Source organism: Fibrobacter sp. UWB10, assembly GCF_900182935.1.
GTDB classification, from domain to species: domain Bacteria; phylum Fibrobacterota; class Fibrobacteria; order Fibrobacterales; family Fibrobacteraceae; genus Fibrobacter; species Fibrobacter succinogenes_O.
Genome location: NZ_FXUE01000003.1, coordinates 192,120 through 208,041 on the forward strand (window position 1 = coordinate 192,120; position 15,922 = coordinate 208,041).

Annotated in this window: 9 protein-coding genes; 3 read left to right on the top strand and 6 right to left on the bottom strand. The window is 52.0% G+C overall.

Going from position 1 to position 15,922, the window contains the following annotated elements; translation table 11 throughout:
* Window positions 1-13 precede the first annotated feature (13 nt).
* The 5 genes from ilvN to QOL41_RS09700 all read right to left on the bottom strand — a co-directional run bounded on the left by ilvN (window position 14) and on the right by QOL41_RS09700 (window position 8,417).
* Window positions 14-511, bottom strand: coding sequence for an acetolactate synthase small subunit (gene ilvN, locus QOL41_RS09680; RefSeq protein ID WP_072799415.1), 498 nt, complete (start codon window positions 509-511; stop codon window positions 14-16).
* An 11-nt stretch (window positions 512-522) separates the two neighbouring features.
* On the bottom strand, window positions 523-2,241 hold the full coding sequence (ilvB, locus tag QOL41_RS09685; protein WP_283429595.1) for a biosynthetic-type acetolactate synthase large subunit: 1,719 nt from the start codon (window positions 2,239-2,241) through the stop codon (window positions 523-525).
* A gap of 353 nt (window positions 2,242-2,594) precedes the next feature.
* Entirely contained in the window at window positions 2,595-3,101 is a 507-nt protein-coding gene (locus QOL41_RS09690) for a RidA family protein (protein ID WP_283429596.1), read from the bottom strand.
* Between the two features lie 116 nt (window positions 3,102-3,217).
* Complete coding sequence (locus QOL41_RS09695) at window positions 3,218-6,544, bottom strand: MFS transporter (RefSeq protein WP_283429597.1); 3,327 nt, start codon at window positions 6,542-6,544, stop codon at window positions 3,218-3,220.
* A 220-nt stretch (window positions 6,545-6,764) separates the two neighbouring features.
* A complete protein-coding gene (locus QOL41_RS09700) occupies window positions 6,765-8,417 on the bottom strand; it encodes an SLC5/6 family protein (protein WP_283429598.1) in 1,653 nt (550 codons plus the stop codon).
* Window positions 8,418-8,666: 249 nt separating this feature from the next.
* Here QOL41_RS09700 and QOL41_RS09705 point away from each other — a divergent pair, with 249 nt between their 5' ends.
* Both QOL41_RS09705 and QOL41_RS09710 read left to right on the top strand, forming a co-directional pair.
* Window positions 8,667-9,401, top strand: coding sequence for an SDR family NAD(P)-dependent oxidoreductase (locus QOL41_RS09705; RefSeq protein WP_173652879.1), 735 nt, complete (start codon window positions 8,667-8,669; stop codon window positions 9,399-9,401).
* A gap of 214 nt (window positions 9,402-9,615) precedes the next feature.
* A complete protein-coding gene (locus QOL41_RS09710) occupies window positions 9,616-12,312 on the top strand; it encodes a cellulase family glycosylhydrolase (protein WP_283429599.1) in 2,697 nt (898 codons plus the stop codon).
* Window positions 12,313-12,422: 110 nt separating this feature from the next.
* On the opposite strand, the gene tgt is transcribed toward QOL41_RS09710, so the two are convergent.
* Window positions 12,423-13,559: a tRNA guanosine(34) transglycosylase Tgt gene (gene tgt, locus QOL41_RS09715; protein WP_163438496.1), complete on the bottom strand. Its 1,137-nt coding sequence runs from the start codon at window positions 13,557-13,559 to the stop codon at window positions 12,423-12,425.
* Between the two features lie 159 nt (window positions 13,560-13,718).
* Here tgt and QOL41_RS09720 point away from each other — a divergent pair, with 159 nt between their 5' ends.
* Window positions 13,719-15,917 (top strand): carbohydrate-binding protein, encoded by a 2,199-nt coding sequence (locus QOL41_RS09720; RefSeq protein WP_283429600.1) that lies wholly within the window; start codon window positions 13,719-13,721, stop codon window positions 15,915-15,917.
* Window positions 15,918-15,922: the final 5 nt, after the last annotated feature.

Here is a 15,922-nt window from a genome sequence, read left to right on the forward strand (position 1 = left end):
CTTTTTTTTCCCGCTACGTCTGCTCTTCACCACGCAACATGATAACCTTACCCGTGCGAATGTATTCGACGATTTCGAATTTCTGCAACAGGCTCTTGAGCGTGTCGACCTTCTGGCTGTTTCCGGTGATCTGGATGATCATCGAAGTAGCGGTCATGTCCACGGTGTTGGCGTGGAAGTGGTCGCAAAGCTGCAGAATTTCGGTACGCTGGTCCGGAGTGCAACGCACCTTGATCAGTGCGAGTTCCTTTTCCACGGCGTCGGTATCGGTATGGTCCTTGGCCTGCACCACGTCCACGAGCTTTTCGAGCTGCTTGATAATCTGCATCAAGATCTCGGGATTGCCGTGAGCGATGATGTTCATGCGGCTAAAGTTCGGGTCGAGCGTGGGGGAGACCACCAGAGAATCGATGTTGTAACCACGGCGGGAGAACACGAGGGCGATGCGCACGAGCACGCCCGGGCGGTTTGCAACTAACAAACTAATAGAATGTGCTTTATCCTTTAACATGGCTTATCTCCTTAGGTCGATCCCGTGGGCTTTTCAAGTTGAGTCTTCGGCTGTTCGGTAATCATGCTCGTAATCGGAGCACCGGCCGGAATCATCGGGAACACGTTGTCTTCCTTTTCGCATTCGCAGTGGATGAGCACCGGGCCTTCGTTGTATTCCAAAGCCTTCTGAATCACGCGTTCGGCGTCGGCGCTGCGCTTGATACGGAGCCCCAGAATGCCGTAAGCTTCAGCGAGCTTTACGAAGTCGGGGTTGCCCTTCATGTCCACGCAGCTGTAACGCTTGTCGTAGAACATGTCCTGCCACTGGCGCACCATGCCCAGGTACTTGTTATCCATCACGAAAATCTTGATAGGGAGCTTGTGGATGGCGGCCGTTGCAAGTTCTGCTTCGGTCATCTGGAAACCACCGTCACCGCAGAAGGTCACCACCGGCCAACCGGTTTCGTTGCCGAAAGCGGCGCCAATGCAAGACGGAAGGCCAAAGCCCATGGTGCCTGCGCCGCCACTGGAGTGGAGCTGGCGCGGATAATTGGTGTGGAAGAACTGTGCCACCCACATCTGGTGCTGGCCCACGTCGGTCGTGACGATGGCCTTGCCCTGAGTGAGGTCGCTCACCGTCTGAATCACATGCTGCATACGCAGACCGCCCTGCTTCGGGTAGGTCAGCGGGAAACGCTTCTTCCAAGACTGGCAAGTCTTCACCCATTCGGCGGTGTCGAGCTTACCCACCAGCGGCAAGAGCTGTTCCAAAACGAGCTTTGCATCGCCGCACATGAACACATCCGGCTGCAACACCTTGCCTTCTTCGGCAGGGTCGATATCGATGTGCATCTTGATGGCGTCCTTACAGAAAACGTCAAGCTTACCGGTAATACGGTCGTCCCAGCGGCTACCGATCGAAAGAATCAAGTCGCAATCGAGAACGGCCTTGTTGGCGTACACGGTGCCGTGCATGCCGAGCATACCGAGAGAAAGTTCATGGTCGGTCGGGAAGGTGCCAAGGCCGAGCAAGGTGCAGCACACCGGGGCGTTCAGCTTTTCGGCGAGTTCCTTCACCTGGCGGCTAGCGCCAGAAATCATAGCGCCGTGGCCCACGAGCAAGAGCGGCTTCTTGGACTTCTTCAAGTATTCAGCAGCCTTTTCGATGCTTTCCGTAGAAGCGTAGCTCGGGATCTTGTAACCCGGAAGGTCCATCTTGTCGGTGAACGGAGCGGTGCAGGGGCCTGCAGTCACATCCTTCGGCAAGTCAATAAGCACGGGGCCCGGACGGCCGCTGCGTGCAATGTGGAAGGCTTCCTTCATAATGCGCGGCAAATCGTTGGAATCCTTCACCAAGTAAGAATGCTTCACGGCTGCAAAAGTCATACCGCTGGTATCGCATTCCTGGAAGGCGTCCTTACCCAAGTTCGGAGTAGTCGTCTGAGCGGCAAGAACCACAATCGGGCTAGAATCCATAAGGGCGGTGTAGATACCGGTAAAGGTGTTGGTGGCGCCCGGACCAGAAGTGACGAGAGCAACGCCGACCTTGCCGGTCTGGCGAGCGTAACCGTCGGCCATGTGGGTAGCACCCTGTTCGTGGCGGGTCAACACTACTTTAATATTGGAATCCAGAATGGCATCGAACATCGGGATGGCCGATCCACCGGGATAACCGAAAATGGTATCAATTCCTTCGCGCTTGAGGCATTCAATAATCACCTCTGCGCCACTTAATGGAGAATTTGCCATAACTTTTCCTATCTAAATTAGGTTCTTGTTTTAAAAATATGGCTGAAATATAGAACGAATACCCCCTAGTGGCAAGAGATTTACTCTAAAATATCTAAAAATTTTTAAGATTTTTTGAAAAGTTGTAAAATTTTGTGCTGTGCATTCTAAAAAGTTTGCCTATTTTAGGTGTATTTTTGAGAAGTCTTTTGCTTTTGACTGTGAAAATCTGTGTGTTTTTGATGCAAGTTTGGTTAAATTTGAATTTTGAATAAAGTAAATCGTGCGTTTTTGTGGTAAAGTCTAAATAAAAAGACCCTTTCGGAGGCCGAAAGAGTCTTGAAAAGGGTGCTTTTTATGAAAAAACGATTTTTTTAGCCTTCAATCCAGCCGTAACGGCCGTTGAACTTGGCTTCAGCCTTTAAAACTTGGAAGGTGCAGCTGATTTCGACTGCCACATTCTTGGGCAAATTCGATACGCCTACTGCCGTACGGGCATGCTTTCCGTTTTCGCCAAAAATCTTCACGGCAAGTTCGCTGGCGCCGTTCAGTACGGCGGGCTGTTCGTGGAATCCTTCGGCAGACTGCACAAAGCCTTGCATCTGCACGAGTCTAAGGGTTTCGCCTTCTTCGAGTTGCGTGAGGGCGGCTGCAACATTGTTCATGAGGCAAATTGCGGCGCCTTCGGCGGCCTTTTCAACAGAAACTTCGGTCGGAACAGAGCCACAGAAAGCTGAAAAGTCTCCGTTAATCGAGGGCAGTTGGCCCGAAACATAAATAGTGTCGCCATTGCGGGTGGCTGGTATGTACGCGGCAAGAGGTGCCGGACATTTGGGAAGTGTAAGTCCTAATTCTTGAACCTTTTTAACAATCTGATCCATTTTTTCTCCTTGGCGTTCTTCTCCAATGAACCATAATATACAATTTTATCTAAAAAAAAGAACAGCAATTTGTATGGTGTATACAAATTGCCGTGTAAGAGCTGCGTTATATGGGGCTAGGCTTTCTTTTCGACAAGCTCCAGGGCCATTTTCTTCATTCCGTTGAAGTCCCACTTGCCGGAACCCAGCTTCGGAATGTTGTCTACGACAAATACCGCACCCGGTTGCATGAGCGGTGGAATGCCTGCCTTGCGGAGGTTGCGAGAAACGTCTTCGGCGTTCACGTTGCCCTTGACCAGGAGCACGATCTTTTCGCCCTTGGCGGAATCCGGCACGGCTGTAACGGCGAATTCGCAATCTTCCATGACCTTGGATTCTGCAATGCGTAGTTCCACTGCCGTCAACGAAATCATTTCGCCACCGAGCTTGGCAAAGCGGCTGTAACGGCCGAGAATCTGTACGAATCCGTCCGGAGTGAGTTTGCATTTGTCGCCCGTCTTGTACCAGCGACGGCCATTGATGTTGATGACCACAGCGTCGGTCTTTTCCTTGTCTTTCAGGTATCCCTTCATCACCTGCGGACCGGTCACCACCAACATGCCTTCTTCGCCATTGGGCAAGAACTCGTTGGTTTCCGGATCGATGATGGCGCAAATGGCTCCCGGCACGGACATCCCGATGCTGGAATTGTCGCTGCACTTTTCCATGGTCAAGAAGTCGTCCAGTAACACGTTCGGGGCGTTCAGGGTGGCAAGCGGCGTAAGTTCCGTACAACCGTAGCCTTCGTAAACATCCTTACCGAACTTGAGCTTGAAGGTTTCGCGCATTTCGGGGCGGAGCTTTTCAGCACCGGCAATGATATAGCGCAGAGAATCCAAGCACATCGGGTGGACCCAGCGGTTAATGGCGATAGCGCGCAGGAACGTAGGCGTACCCATCATAATGGTTGTCTTATACTGGGCGCACACGCGGGCGAGCGTCTTGATGTCCGTCGGATCCGGGCAGAGCACCATGGGCACGCCATCCAACAGCGGCATCATGAAGGTCATGGTGAAGCCGAAGGAATGGAACAGCGGGAGCAAGGTGGTCATCACGTCGGTACGACGCAGCTTGATAATGTGGTCGCCTTGCTGGGCGTTGGAAATCACGTTCTTGTGGGTGAGTTCAACACCCTTCGGCGTGCCTTCGGAACCCGAGCTGAACAGAATCACGGCATCGTCATCGAGCTTGGCCGAGGTAAACCACAGACGGCGCAAAATGGCTGCCGGGCATGCACGGATAATGAATGCCGAAACAAAACGGCAAACCGTCGACATCTTGGCTTCTTCTTCATCCAGATAAATCATCTGGCATTTGCCGGCAATCTGGCTGAAGGCCGGGTTCTTGCCGCAAAGTTTGTCGAAGAAGGGGCGAGTCGTCACTACGGTAGAAAGGTCGGCCTTTTCAATGCATCCGAGAATCGTATCCACCGGAGCAGAATAGTTCAGGTTCACCGTCGTCTTGCCGACGCCGAGAATGGACATGATACCGAGTGCGGCGTCGCGGCTGGTGGGCATCATGAAGCCCACATTCTTGTCGTTCTTGGTGACAGACTTGATTACTTTACCGAGGTAGTGGCACAAGCGAATCATTCCGTAACCGTTCACATGGTTACCGGCGGGGTCAATCAAAATCATACGGCTACGACGCTTGCGCATGGCCTTGAACCACAGCGGAACAATGGAGGCGGAATGGTCCATGGCAATGTTCCAAATGTCGGTATCCAAAAGTTCCAGGTCGTGGCGGATTTCTTTTTCGGTTGCGTTAGTAGGCAGCGGCTTCGAGAAACCGACGCTAATGATGCGGTTAAAGGACTGCGGGCGATTCACGCTTTCGCTGGCGTGGCTGTAACGGCTGCCCCAAAGACCTTGAATGTAGAACGGAATAATCGGAGCTTCGGTGCCTTCAATTGCCTTGGAATAGTCCAACGAGAAGGTCGACACGAACGGAGTCTTCGATACTTCGCCTTCCGGGAAAATCACGACGGCTTCACCGTTCAAAAGAGCCTTGTGGATTTCTTCCATAGCGGGCGCCGGATCGCGGCGGTTAATGCTAATCAGGAAGTTCCCGTGGAAGAACCAACGCTGGTACCAATCGGCAAAAGTGTTGCGGTTGCTTGCAATACGGAGCGGTCTCGGGCTTGCAATCTGAAGCACTGCCCAGTCAATAAAGCTGAAGTGCGGACCCACCAAAAGAACCGGGCCCGATTCAGGAATGTTCTGCACGCCCATCACCTTCACTTTGTAGCGGAATACAAAGAAGAATGCAAAGCGGAGTGTAGCGCGCAAAAGGGCCATCGGGTTGTTCTTGAGGTTTGCGATAAAGCAGAGAGCAAGAATCACTGCCAAAATCATGAAGCAGTAATCAAGCGTAATCGGCGTAAAGATCAAGAGCAGAGTCTGACCGCCCATAATCAGCACGAGCAAAGCCATCTGGATTGCGTTTGCCACAGCGTGAATACGGCCTGCGGTATCCGGACGCGTAAAGCTTTGAATCACGGTACGCAGAATCACGAAGGCGGAACCGGCGCACCAACCAATCACGCCGTATAAGGCCGCTTGAATCCAACCGTTTTGTACCAGCGGGAGCGCGAACATGGTAATGGCGGAGGCTACAGCAGAGAACGGAATGAGGCCCGTTTCCACAAAACCCTTGGATGCCTTGCTCGCAGAGAAGGCGCCAACCACGTAGCCGGCGGTCACGATGAACATGGAAACCGGAATCACCGCGGTGCTGAGCATGTCGGCCATGTTCTGAATCAAAATCAAGAAAATCTGAGTCACGCCCCAGAAGGCGGCAAGACCGAGAATTGAAAGGCGTACAATCGGGTGGCTCCAGGTGGCCGAGAAGTTGCGCATGGGGGAGCGCATCTTGAGGCTGTCATGGGTTTCGCCGACCTTGATGCAAAATCCCGCAATCGTTGTCACGACGCTTAAGCCAAGATAAATCCAGAGCGTTAAATCAATGCTTACCGGAGAATCGGGTCTGCCCGAAAGTCCCATGGCAAAGAAGGCTGCGGCAGCGGTGCCGAGAACCGAAAGGGCCATGTACCAAGAGTTGATCTTGACCAAATCTTCGCTTTCGACCATTTCTTTCATGATGCCGAGCTTAGCCGGGCTGAGTACTGCAAGGAAAATTCCGTACAGACCGAGAAGCCCGTAGGCAACCCATTCTGCGCCTGCCACATAGCAAACCACGATTGCGATTACCGAGGCGAGCATGCCCACCGAAGACCACGCCATGACGCGGCCCTTGTGGAATCGGCCCGCAAAGTAGCTCGCTGCCGGGAGCATAAAGATGCTCGGTGCAAAAATGGCTACCTGCAACAGCATGCTGCGCCACCAGAAGGCAGACCCCTCGAACGAGAACGAAAGCCACCGCTGGAAATGAACAAACAAGCCCATTTGCACAAAAATGCTACAAAAAACAAAAATTAAATAGGCTATGGAACTCTGGTACTTTGTAAGTTTCATCGTAGTCTTTCGTCTCTAGTCTGTAGGACCGAAGGTCCGTTCTTTCGTCTATTTTTTCTTGAACACCTTGTAAAAACAGAAGGTGCACATTCCGATAATGCCTGCCCACGAAAGGGTCATAAAAATCAGGCCGCTCGTAGAAAATTCCATGTTATGCCTCCTCGTTGTCGGAATCGCCGACAGTCATGTTCTGCTTGTGGAGAACGGTTGTCTTTCTGGCCGGGCCGTTCTCCTTCCAGGCGTAGTAGATGGCAATGTTCAAAAGCACCACGAGGGCGAGCAGGAATCCGCGAACGCCCCAAGTAAAGCCAATCTGCGAGAATTCGCTACCGAGGAACGTCACCTTGGCATCGGCCGGAACGTTGCTTAACAAGAGCACGCCCATGCCATCGTGAATTATCCAGGCGACCAGCACGACTGCCAGGTAAATCGGGCACACGTACATAATGATCGGCCTAAAGAATCGGGGGAGTTTCAATGCGGCGCCGTCGTTCATCAATGCGAAAGCTTCGCATTCCGGCTTGCCGTCTTCGCCAATCACGTCGGACTTGCGGCGACCGAGCACAAACGAGAAGATGAATGCCTGAATCGTGCCGAGAACCACCAGCAAGAAGCTTCCGCCCCAGAAGTCGAGCTCGTCGACCGCGCCTGCGGCAAGGCCGAAAATACCCACAAGGCCTCCCAAGAAGGTCACGGTACCGGTAGCGGTAATGGAGCCCTTGCGGCTAAACTTCAGGTCGTCTTCGCAAAAACTGATCAGCGGCTGGATAATCGAAATGGCGCTGGTGACGCCTGCGATAAAGAGCATCGCAAACCAAAGCGTCTGGAAGAATCCGCCAAAGGGTAGCTGGCCGAACACGAACGGCATGGTCTGGAAACCGAGGCCGAAGGTGCCGAGCTTCGCGCATTCTTCAATATTGTTGCCGGCAATGAGCACGGCCATCGGAATCACAATCGTTCCGCCGAGGATAATTTCGGCAAAGCCGTTGGTGGCGCTTGCGGTCAAGGACGAAAGCACCAGGTCTTCCTTGGGCTTCAGGTAGCTTGCGTAGCAGAAGACAATGCCCATACCGAGGCTCATGGTAAAGAATACCTGGCCGGAGGCGGCAAGCCAAACGGCGGGGTTAAGAATTTCAGAAAGGTTCGGGTTCCACACGAAGGCAAGGCCCTTACCGATATCGCTAATGGTAAGCACGCGCACCACGAGGATAATGCCCATGATCAAAAGAATCGGCATGGTAATCTTGTTCACGCGTTCGATGCCCTTGCGCACGCCGAACGACAGGAGTCCCATGTTGCAGGCGAACGTAATCAAGAAGAAGAGGATGGCGGCAGGAACAGGGCCGACTTTGGTGTTCAGCATAATGTAGTTGCCGAAGAATTCCTTCATGGGCTCGTAACCGCCGGCGACCACTTCCATCAGTTTGCCTGTGGCAGAGTAGTAGGTGAACGCCAAAATCCAGGACTGGATAAAGATATAGTAGAAGCTGATGAACAGCGGGGGCAAGAGCCCGAGCGAACCCAGGTGCTTGGCCCAGGGCTTCTTATTCAGAATATAGTGGAATCCGCCCGGGGCGGTACCATGGTGCTTGTTACCGGCAGCGCGGCCAAGCGTCCATTCCATCCAAGAAAGGGGAATGCCCAAAAGTAAGAAGGCAATGAGGTACGGAATGATGAATGCGCCGCCACCGTTTGTGGCTGCCTGTACCGGAAAACGCAAAAAGTTGCCGAGTCCGACGGCGGAACCCGCGACCGCGAGAATCACACCCAGCTTCGAACCCCAGTTGTCTCTAGAGCTTTTCATTTTTCACATCCTTTAAATTTTTGGAACAAATTTAGCATTTCTCTGCTTGACTCTGATTTGCGTTAGCAAATTCGAATCCGTGTGGCACAATAAAAAAGCGCTTGTTTTACGTTAGTAATCGAGTGTATTTACTCTTGTATACAGATTTCTTGAAAAAAACGGTGCTTTTTGTACCGTTGAAGTTTATCTTTATATCCATAAACCGAGAGGGTGGGGTAACCCCTCGTTAAACATTAAAAAGGATGACTTATGATCGACGTTAAGGGCAAATGGGCCTTGATTACGGGTGGTTGCCGTGGGGTAGGCCGCCTTACTGCTATCGAAATGGCAAAACTTGGCGCCAACATTATTCTGCAGGGCCGCGACAAGACTCACGCCGAACCGGTGATGGCCGAAATCAAGAAGTACGGTGTCGAATGCCGTGCAGTGGGTTGCAACCTCGAAGTCGCTTGTGAAATCGACGCAGCCCTCTCTGAAATTGATTCTTGGGGCGTGCAGGTCGATATCGTGTTCAATAACGCGGGCCTCATGAGTCATTACTTTACCGATTATCTGACCAATACCATGGAAGACTTCCACCAGGCTCTCGCCGTGAACTTCCTTGCTCCGATCAAGATTGCCTATCACTTCTTGCCGGGCATGATCAAGCGTGGTTTTGGCCGTATGCAGCTTACCACAAGCGGCATTGCGAACGAACCTGAACTCATGGCGTATGCCTGCGCCAAGGCTGCTTTGACAAAATTTGTCAAGGATTTTGCCTGCAAGTTGAACGGTACCGATGTCATGATGAACGTGATGGATCCGGGTTGGTTACGCACCGATCTCGGTGGCCCGAATGCTCCTAACGCTCCCGAAACCGTGATTCCGGGTTCCATGGTGTCTGTCTTGCTCGACGACAAGAAGAGTGGCCGCTGGTTCAGTGCTCAGGAATTTACAGGCATGTCCCTTGCCGACGCTGTTGAAAAGGGCAAGTCTGTAGAGTAATTGTAAAATCGAGGTGTTTGAAATTTTACAATGGAGAAAGTCCGGCCTTCGGGTGGGACTTTCTTTTGTAAAAAGATGTTTAAGGAAACGGCGCTTATTGGGCTCATTTTTTGTTATAAAAAATATTACAAGGAAATTACGCATTGCTTTACTATTTTTTCTTTGGGACTTATAAGGGATTGGTCTACACATAAACCAAAAAGGGCCACGAAGAATGAAAAAGATTCTTTCAATCATGGCCATGGCTGCGGTGTCCGCCATGGCAATCAGTGCGAGCAGGGTGGGTCCTGTAAGCACTTACGGTGAACTTAAAGCAAATGGCAGTAAACTTTCGGGTTCTTGCCCGCAGTATGCAAATGAAGCCGTCCAGGTGAAGGGCATGAGCCTTTTCTGGAGTTCCGCTGCTGATAGTGCAACTGCTTTCTACACGGAAAAAGCAGTGAACCTCATGGTGAAGGACATGGGCATCGAAGTGCTCCGCTTTGCTATGGGTGTGAGCAACAGCTTTGACAAGGGTCGTGGCTATATCACTGGCGGTGAAGACCTGCAGAAGGCTTACCTCAAGAACGTGGTGAACGCTGCCATTGAAAACGACATTTACGTGATTATCGACTGGCACATCGAAAGCTCTACGGGCTATACCGATGATGCTGTCAAGTTCTTTGACTATGCCGCAGAAACCTACGGTGAATACAACAACGTGATTTTCGAAGTCTGGAACGAACCCACCGGTGGCTGGAGCGAAGTCAAGAGCCATGCTGATAGGGTTATTTCTGCCATTCGTAAGCACTCTGACAACCTGATTCTTATCGGTAGTACAGGTTGGTCCAGTAATCCTGCTGAATGTGCTGGCTCCTTTAGCGATAAAAACTACGGCTGTACGCTTCACTTCTACGCAGCCACCCACCCTGCTAACGGTGACAAGGCTCAGTCTGCAGCAAGTGCCATGAGCAAGGGCGTTCCGGTGTTTGCAACGGAATGGGGTACCGTTTCTGCCGATGGTAACGGCGGTGCCAACCAGGGTGAAAGCGAAAAGTGGATTTCCTGGATGGATCAGAACAAGATTTCTTGGGCAAACTGGTCCGCTTCTGCTGTGAACGAAGGTTCTGCAGCATTTAACAAGATTAACCTTGATAACGGCCTTTCTTACTCCACCTCCGGTAACATGGTTAAGGGCTGGATGAACAAGGGCAAGTCTTACAAGGATTGCGGCCTCCAGAACGGTAGCAGCTCTGGTAACTCCGGCTTCTCTACCGGTGTTGCTAACGGCGCAAAGACCGATTTGATCGATGACGTGGAAGATAATGACCATTATGCTTATACTGGTGGTTTCTGGTCTGCATGGACTGATGCTGGCGAAAGCGGCACCAATGGTGTTGGTAAGTCTACCTTGACCAATGCCAAGTGGGAAAATGACTTCGGCAAGGAAGTCTATGACGTTCTCCTTCCGTCCGATGGTGGCAAGAACACCTCTAAGTACATGGTTGGTATGAAGGGTATCAAGCTTGCTAGAGGTACCTACGAATACGCTCCGTATGCTGACCTCGGCTTGAACCTCACGAAGGACACCACCGTGTTCAACATGAAGTCCTGCAAGTCCATCAGCTACAAGTTCAAGGGCGCTAGCCACAACTTCCGTCTCGAAACCTCTCTCGTGACCAACTGGAACTTCCACCACGTGAACAAGGACGCTTCCGAAGAATGGAAGGAAGTGGAACTCACTTGGGATCAGTTCAACCAGGAAGACTGGGGCGATAACGACAAGCACTTCAACCTCAAGGACAAGGGCCTCGACAAGGTCATGCGCCTCGCTTGGGAAGTCAAGGGTGTGCTGAATGTCCCGGATGCTCAGAACCAGCCGTCTCTCGATTACCTCTATGTGGATGACGTACGTTGCGATGGCATGTCCATTTCCGCCATTAGCGGTGGTGCTGGCGATACTCCGAAGTCTTCTTCCTCTTCTGTCGGTGGCAAGTCTAGCTCCAGCAGCAAGGGTGGCAAGTCCAGCTCCAGCGGCACTCCGACTCTGTCTTCTTCTTCTGTTGCTCCGGTGATTACTGACCTTCTGGTTATTGATGACGTTGAAGACGTTGATGAAGTTCTCAATACCACTGGTACTTGGTACGCTTACACCGACGTTGAAGGCGGTGGACAGTCTGCAATTACCAACACCTATGATCCGGCTCTTCCGGGTTATGTCGTTGTGTTCCCGGGTACCAAGGATGCTACTAACGGCACGAAGGGCTTTGTTGGCCTCGAAGGAATTTCTTGGAAAGACGGTACGCTCTCGTACGATCCGTTCGTTGCTCTTGGTGTTAACCTGAACGCTGACACCTCTAAGGGTGTTGACCTGACCAACTGCCCGGCTATCAGCTACCGCTATAAGGGTAACGGTCATACCATCAAGCTTCAGGACGGTCAGGTGACTGACTTCGCCTTCCATAACCGTAGGGTTGAAACAGCTGCTGAATGGACCACGATTACCTTCGCTCAGGCCGAATTCAAGCAGCCGAGCTGGACTGAAACTAAGGTTGACTTCAACTGGGCTAACGTCAAGAAAATCTCCTGGGAAGTCATCGGTGCTCTCGGTTACTCTGACGAATTCCAGCCGGAACTCAACTACCTCTATGTGGATGACCTGAAGTGCGTCTCTTCTGCCGCAGGTGTCCGCGTGTCTCGCAAGGCTGCAAGCGACCTCAAGCTCACTGTGAACGGCGATATGCTGAACGTGGTGACCACTGGCGCTGCTCGCATCCAGGTGTTCGACATGCAGGGTAACATGGTGATGAACCGCGTCGAAAGTGCCGCCGGTAATCATCAGGTGTCCTTCCAGGGCATGAACCGCGGTAACTATGTTGTCCGCGTGAAGTCTGCTGGCATTGCCAAGACTGCTCGCATCAGCATCCGCTAAGATTTATCCCCGGCCTAGCGCCGGGAATCCTCTTTTAACAAAAACCCCGGTTTTAACCGGGGTTTTTGTCATGCTGAATATAGTTCAGCATCAGCTTTTTTTGCCTGAAATTACTGCAAATCGCGCTGCAGAATTTCGCACTTTTCCTTCTTCCATTCCTCGAAGGTGTCGTCGGCGATGTGCTGCTTGGCTTCGCGCATCAAGTGCAAATAGAAATGCAGGTTGTGAATGCTTGCCAGCGTGAATCCGAGCGATTCGCCTGCGTGGTGCAGGTGGCGTAAGTACGCTCGGCTAAAGTTACGGCAGCAGTAGCAGTCGCAATTCGGGTCGACCGGCTTGTCGAATTCTTCGGCATGGCGGGCAGCCTTGTAACGCAACACGCCTTCGCTGGTAAACAGCATGCCATTTCGGGCATTACGGGTCGGCATCACGCAGTCGCACATGTCTACGCCGCGCTCAATGAGCTCGAGCAAGTTCCACGGCGTGCCCACACCCATCACGTAGCGGGCATGGTCCTGCGGCAAAATGTCGGTGCAGAAGTCGGCAATTTCGTACATGGTCTCGGTCGGTTCGCCTACAGAAAGGCCTCCCATGGCAAAGCCGTCGGGGCCGAGCTCTGCAATGCGCTCGATAGCCTGCTTGCGCAGGTTTTTGTGCATGCCGCCCTGAATAATTCCGAAGAATTGCTGGTCGTAACCGTGAATGGGCGGGTGTTCCTTAAGCCATTGCATGGCCTCGGCGGTCCATTTCAGGGTATAATTCAGGCTATGTTCGGCCTCTTTAGCGGTACTCGGGTACGGAGTGCACTCGTCGAGGGCCATAATGATGTCCGCGCCGATTTCGCGCTGGGCATTCATGACGCTTGCTGGGCTAAAAAAGTGCTTGGAACCGTCTAAAATGCTTCTAAATTCCACGCCTTCGGGCGTAATTTTGCGCAAATCCTTCAAACTCCAGACCTGAAATCCACCGCTATCGGTAAGAACCGGGCCGTCCCAGGCCATAAATTTGTGAATTCCGCCTGCTTTTGCAATGCGCGGGGTGGTCGGGCGCAGGTACAAATGGTAGGTGTTTGCAAGGATAATTTCGGCCTTGATGTCCTTAAGCTGCGCTGGAGTGACCGCTTTTACGGTCGCTTCGGTGCCCACGGGCATAAAAATGGGGGTCGTCACGTCTCCATGATCAGTGTGGACAACGCCAAGACGCGCTTTTGACTTTTTGGAGGTCTTTAGAAGTTCAAAACGGTTCATTGGTTCGCTAATATAGAAAAATCAGGCGTTTTTTCCTATAGAGGGCTATTGTCAATTTATCCATAGCAATATTGATAATAAACGGATTTTTACGCAAAAAAGGGGTAATTTTACCTTTGGATGGGTCCGCGTGTGTGGACTCCCGCATGGAGTGATTATATGTTAAGTTTTTTTAAAACGAACCCCTGGGTGCGCTCTTTGGGTGCAGCCGCTTTTGGGTTAGCGGCTACAATGGCTTATGCCGACAACCCGATTTCAACTTACCATTACCTGGCAGACCCTTCGGCTGCAGCCGACGATAGTACCTTCTACATCTTGACCGATGTGGATGACTACAGTCCCCAGAAGAATTACGACTACGATATCGTGGGCCTTAATGCATTTACGTCCAAGGACATGAAAAACTGGACCGACCACGGCATGGTTTTCCGCTCCAAGCGCGAATTTGGGGATTACCCCAACAATACTTGGGCTTCTGGTATCGCTGTCCATAAGGGTAGAATCTACATCGTTTACCCCAACGGCGCTAGCGGCGTGGGTATGCTTACTGCGACAAGCATCGACGGCCCTTATACCGACCCCGTCAAGGAAACCCATGGCGTGAACTACATTGCTGCATCCTATGGCTCCAGCGTGATTGGTGGCTGCGACGGCATTGCACACTGTTTCGATCCGGGAATTTTCATTGAAGATGACGGCACGGGTTACGTGATTTTCGGCGGTGGCGAAAACGGTCAGCGCCCCTATGGCAACAACCTGGACATCATCAAGTTTACCGAAAACAATGGCAAGATTACCATCGACAAGAATTCCCTGACGCGCGTCAGTGCTCAGAATTCCTTCGAAGCTCCCTATATCCACAAGAAGGGGAGTAAGTACTACTTGAGTTTCAATACGCCTCCTCAGGTGATCGATTACGGCATGGCTGACAAGATTACGGGCCCTTACACGTTCGTTGGTACGGTTATCCCCGGAATCAGTGCTGTGCCCGATGCTCATAACGAGGGCGGCAACAACCACCAGGGCTTTGCTGAATTCCAGGGCAAGTGGTACGCCGTGTACCATGACCGCCGCTTGGTGACTGCGGATGAACATCCGGGTTCCTGCACCCAGTCGGGCCAATGCACTAATAGCCCGAACAAGGAAAACCACAGAAGCGTGTCCATTGATGAACTCACCTGGAGTGGAGACAGGATGAACAAGCTGACCTTTACCCGTGAAGGTCCCAAGCAAATCAAGAATTTTGACCCCTATAATACCTACAAGGCTCTCACCAGTTCCAAGCAGCGCAATGTGCGCAGCCGTACCGACTGGACCAAGGGTAAGCCCGTTGTACATGTGCTGACTCCGCTTGCTACCAAGGAATCCTGGATTCGCGTTTCTGGCGTTGATTTCGGTAATGGAGCCCAGAACCTTCGCATCAAGGCCGCCAACGTGGGCGATGGCAACAAGGTTGAAATCCATAAGGGTTCTGTGAGTGGTACGCTCGCTGGTACCTGCGAACTCGCTAAGACCGGCAATTGGAACTCTTATGTTGATAACGATTGCGAAATGAGCGGCCTTTCTGGTGTTGTCGATGAACTCTTCTTCGTGTTCAAGGGTTCTAAGGATTCCACCATGGGTCTTCTGGAATGGGAATTCCAGGGCACCAAGCGTGAACCTGAACCGCAGACTGCTTTCGGCGGCAAGGCTTGGGATATTCCGGGCAAGATTGAAGCCGAAAACTTCGACGAACCGGGTTATGGCGCAGGCAACGATTCCTATGCCGAAAACGATTCTGACAACCATGGTGATAGCGAATTGCGCAAAGGCACCGGCGTTGACCTTTACGAAAAAGAAACCGGCGTAGTGGTGGGTTACAACCAGGCTGGCGAATGGCTCGAATACACCGTGAACGTGAAGGAAGCTGGTGATTACACCATGTACGCTTCTGTTGCCACTGACAATTCGACTGCAGGCTTCAAGCTCTCTATCGATGGCGATGAAGTGGCTGAAGTTCCGGTCTCTGGTTCTAGCTGGGATGACTTTACCAAGGTGAAGGCTAACCTGACGCTCCCCGCAGGCGAACATATCCTCCGCTTCGAAGTGACGGGCGATTGGTTCGATATCGACTACTTCAACTTTGTGGCGGGTAAGGATGCTCCGGAAAATACGACTGCTATTACCGCTGTCAAGCTCCAGAACAAGATTGAAAAGACCTACAACGTGTTCAGCCTCACCGGCGTGAAGGTCGGTACGGTTGACCTGTCCCGCATGGATGCTTCGAAGGCTCTCAGCGCTGCTGGCTTTGCCAAGGGTGTCTACATGCTCAAGCAGGCAAAGGGCGGCAAGACTTTCATGGTGAATACGACTAAGTAATTCAC

Bases quoted from the DNA above. Each gene is read 5' to 3' on its own strand.
- ilvN (WP_072799415.1), bottom strand. From the start codon at position 511: ATGTTAAAGGATAAAGCACATTCTATTAGTTTGTTAGTTGCAAACCGC.
- ilvB (WP_283429595.1), bottom strand. From the start codon at position 2,241: ATGGCAAATTCTCCATTAAGTGGCGCAGAGGTGATTATTGAATGCCTC.
- QOL41_RS09690 (WP_283429596.1), bottom strand. From the start codon at position 3,101: ATGGATCAGATTGTTAAAAAGGTTCAAGAATTAGGACTTACACTTCCC.
- QOL41_RS09695 (WP_283429597.1), bottom strand. From the start codon at position 6,544: ATGGGCTTGTTTGTTCATTTCCAGCGGTGGCTTTCGTTCTCGTTCGAG.
- QOL41_RS09700 (WP_283429598.1), bottom strand. From the start codon at position 8,417: ATGAAAAGCTCTAGAGACAACTGGGGTTCGAAGCTGGGTGTGATTCTC.
- QOL41_RS09705 (WP_173652879.1), top strand. From the start codon at position 8,667: ATGATCGACGTTAAGGGCAAATGGGCCTTGATTACGGGTGGTTGCCGT.
- QOL41_RS09710 (WP_283429599.1), top strand. From the start codon at position 9,616: ATGAAAAAGATTCTTTCAATCATGGCCATGGCTGCGGTGTCCGCCATG.
- tgt (WP_163438496.1), bottom strand. From the start codon at position 13,559: ATGAACCGTTTTGAACTTCTAAAGACCTCCAAAAAGTCAAAAGCGCGT.
- QOL41_RS09720 (WP_283429600.1), top strand. From the start codon at position 13,719: ATGTTAAGTTTTTTTAAAACGAACCCCTGGGTGCGCTCTTTGGGTGCA.